The organism is Streptomyces bohaiensis (genome assembly GCF_012033785.1).
GTDB classification, from domain to species: domain Bacteria; phylum Actinomycetota; class Actinomycetes; order Streptomycetales; family Streptomycetaceae; genus Streptomyces; species Streptomyces bohaiensis.
The window spans coordinates 21,060-24,384 of sequence record NZ_JAAVJC010000051.1 but is presented as its reverse complement, the minus strand read 5'-3'; the positions used below and the strand labels follow the sequence as shown (position 1 = coordinate 24,384).

Below are 3,325 nucleotides of genomic sequence, written 5' to 3'. Positions count from 1 at the left end.
GCCCTGGCCGGTCCCGCGGCCGCGGCCCCGGACCGCCCCGTGCCGGCTCCGGCCGCCGACACCGCGCAGTCCGCGGCCCTCCCGGTCGACGCCTCCACCCCGGCCGCTGAACTCGACACCGGCGCCGGCGGCGCCGTCCGGCCGTTCGCCTGCGGCGACGGCTCCTTCCACGCCCAGGCGGTCCGGGAGGGCAACACCTGGCGGGCGCCGGGGTACAGCGGCCCGGACATGCTGACGGCGATGCGCGCCGCCGTCGGCAGTCTCGATCCCGGACGCACCACCGCCCAGCGGGTGGTGGTGCGCGGCTCGGGGACCGTCCCGGCCAACCAGTCGCTCGACCTGCCCAGCCACACCTCGCTCGACGTCTGCGGCACGCTCCAGGTCAGCGGCGCCGTCGCGGCCAACCACGCCCCGATCCGGGTGCGGAACGCCACCGACGTCACCGTCGGACACCTCGCCATGACGGGGCATCCCTACTTCGGCGTCTTCGTCCGCAACGCCACCGGGGTGACCCTGGGCGCGCTCGACCTGCGGCTCTCCGGCGGGCTGGGGGTGCGGATCGACAACCACGGCGACCGCTCGGTGCGGACGCGGAACGTCCGGATCGACCACGTCCTCGTCTCCGGCACGGACAACCACGGCGTCGAGACGTACGGCGTGGACGGCCTGACCGTGGGCACCGTGATCGCGCGGGACACCGGCTACAGCGGCCTGCTGCTCAACGACACCACCAACGCCACCGTCGGGCGGGTGGACGCGGTGGGTGCGGGGACCGGGACCGGCTACGCCGCGTTCCGCATGGCCAACCGGAACGGCCGCGTCGGCAACGCCTACCCGGTGAACATCCGCGTCGGGGAGGTCGTGGCGCGCGGCGGCGGCCGGGGCGTGTTCTGCGTCTCGGAGAGCGGCGGCGTGGAGATCGGGCGGGTCGACATCGCGGGCACCGGCAGCAACGCGATCCTGATCGAGAACTGCTACAACGTGAACCTCGCGACCGCCGGCGGGACCGTCTCAGGCCCCGGCGACGTGCGGATCGCCTCGCGGGCGGAGTTCGCGGTCACGCGGGACGTCACCCTCCAGAACCTGACCATCCGTGACACGGCGCTGCGGGAGAGCCCCTGCGGCGTCGGGATCGCCTACCGCAACCTGACGCTGCACAACTCCGCCCGCAGCACCTGCAGCTGAGCCGCCGGCCGTCCCGCCTCGGCCCCACGGGCGAGGCGGGACGGGGCGTGGGGTGTCAACCGCGGGTGATCCGCCGATAGCGACGCACCGCCAGCGCCATGAAGACGGCGGTGATGACGGCGGTGCACAGCAGCGAGTAGGGCAGGGCGTTCCGCACCGGCCAGGCATCGCCCGGGCCGAGACCCGCCGGCGGGACGTTGCCGAACAGCCGGCGCGCGGCGGTGGCGGTCGCCGAGACGGGGTTCCACTCGGCGACCGTCCGCAGCGGTCCGGGCATCGCGGTGGGCGAGACGAAGGCCGAGGAGACGAAGGTGACCGGGAAGAGCCAGATCAGCCCGGCGCTCTGCGCCACCTCCACGCTGCGCGCGGTGAGGCCGATGGTGGCGCCGACCCAGGACATCGCGAAGGCGAAGAGGAGGATGACGACGAAGCCGAGCAGCACGTGGTGTGCGGGGGCGTCGGTGCGCCAGCCGACGAGCAGGCCGCACAGGGCGGTGACGGTGAGGGTGACGGTGCTCATCGTCAGGTCGGAGAGCGTCCGGCCGAGGACGACGGAGGAGCGGGGGGTGGGCAGCGAGCGGAACCGGTCGACCAGCCCCTTGTGCATGTCGTTGGCCAGTCCCAGCGCCGTGAACGCGGCGTTGAAGGTGACCGCCTGGGCGAAGATGCCGCCCATCAGGTAGACGCGGTAGTCGTCGCCGCCGAGGCTGCCGCCGAAGACGTAGGCCAGCAGCAGGACGAACATCAGCGGCTGGACGAGCGCGGCGATCACCGAGCCGGGGGTCCGGCCGAGGTTGAGCAGGTTGCGCCAGGCGATGATGCCGGCGTCGCGGCCGGCGAGGGCGAGGGCGGTCATCGCTGGTCCCCCGCCCCGCGGCCGGCGGCGCGGGAGCGCCGGGGGCGGTGGGCGTGCCGGCCGGGGCCGGGCGTTCCGTTCGTCGTCGGTGGCGGGGCTCCCACCGGTGCCGCGTGGCGCGGGGCGGTACCGGAGGGGGCCGGCCGGGGGCCGGCTCCGGCGGCGGACGGGGCGCCACCGCTCGCGGGAGCGTCCCGACCCGGCCCGCCGTCACCGGCCGCCTCGGTGCTCTCGTCGGCCTGCTCCGCGACGGTCCCCGTCCGGCCGGTGAGGGCGAGGAAGGCGTCGTCCAGGGTGGGCGGCGCCAGCGTGACCTCGCCGAGCGCCACCCCGGCGGCGCGCAGCCGGGGCAGCACCTGTTCCAACGCGGCCGGGCCGTCGTCGGTGGCGACGCTGAGCAGCCCGCGTTCCCCGGCCTCCGGCGTGTGGGGGCCGAGCGCCGCCAGGACGGCATGGGCGGTGACGCGGTGGTCGGGGTCGGGCACGACGACGGAGAGCCGTTCGCCGCCGACGCGTGCCTTCAGCTCCGCCGCGGTGCCGCGGGCGACGACCCGGCCGCGGTCGATGACGCAGACGGCGTCGGCGAGTTGGTCGGCCTCCTCCAGGTACTGCGTGGTGAGCAGCACGGTGGTGCCCTCCGCGACGAGTTCGCGGACCGACTCCCAGGTGTCGGCGCGCCCACGGGGGTCGAGGCCGGTGGTGGGCTCGTCGAGGACCACCACCGGCGGGGGGGCGACCAGAGCGCCCGCGAGGTCCAGCCGTCGGCGGGTGCCGCCGGAGAAGGAGCCGCTGGGCCGGTCGGCGAACTCCTCCAGCCGGAAGCGGGCGAGGAGCTCGTCGGCCCGGCGGCGGGCCGCCGCACGGCGCATCCCGTAGAGCCGTGCGACCAGGTAGAGGTTCTCCCGGCCGGTGAGCTTCTCGTCCACGGCGGCGTACTGGCCGGAGAGACCGATCCGGCGTCGCACGGCGTCGGGTTCGCGGACCACGTCGTGGCCGGCGACGCGGGCGGTGCCGCCGTCGGGCAGCAGCAGCGTGGCCAGGACGCGCACCGTGGTGGTCTTGCCCGCGCCGTTGGGGCCGAGCAGCCCCAGCACGGTACCGGTCGGGACGGCGAGGTCGACGCCGTCGAGCGCGCGTCGGTCACCGAAGGATCGGGTCAGCCCTTCGGCTGTGATCGCGTGTGACTGGTCCGGCACGGGGTGCGCCCTTTCGGCCTGGGTCGGGTGGTGGTGGGAGGGGCGGCGCCGGCGTCCTGGGCGAGTTCGACGGCGATCTCCTTCTCCT

General features: G+C 75.5%; 2 protein-coding genes and 1 pseudogene. 1 reads left to right on the top strand and 2 read right to left on the bottom strand.

The features are described from left to right. The first annotated feature begins 3 nt into the window (after positions 1 to 3). A complete protein-coding gene (locus tag HCN52_RS08965; RefSeq protein WP_209314335.1) occupies positions 4 to 1,185 on the top strand; it encodes a right-handed parallel beta-helix repeat-containing protein in 1,182 nt (393 codons plus the stop codon). A 55-nt stretch (positions 1,186 to 1,240) separates the two neighbouring features. Here HCN52_RS08965 and HCN52_RS08960 read toward each other — a convergent pair whose 3' ends face one another. Further along, complete coding sequence (locus HCN52_RS08960; protein WP_168087849.1) at positions 1,241 to 2,041, bottom strand: ABC transporter permease; 801 nt, start codon at positions 2,039 to 2,041, stop codon at positions 1,241 to 1,243. 245 nt (positions 2,042 to 2,286) lie between these two features. Beyond that, positions 2,287 to 3,237: pseudogene (locus HCN52_RS08955) on the bottom strand (ATP-binding cassette domain-containing protein); the annotation flags it as partial. Between the last annotated feature and the right edge of the window lie 88 nt (positions 3,238 to 3,325).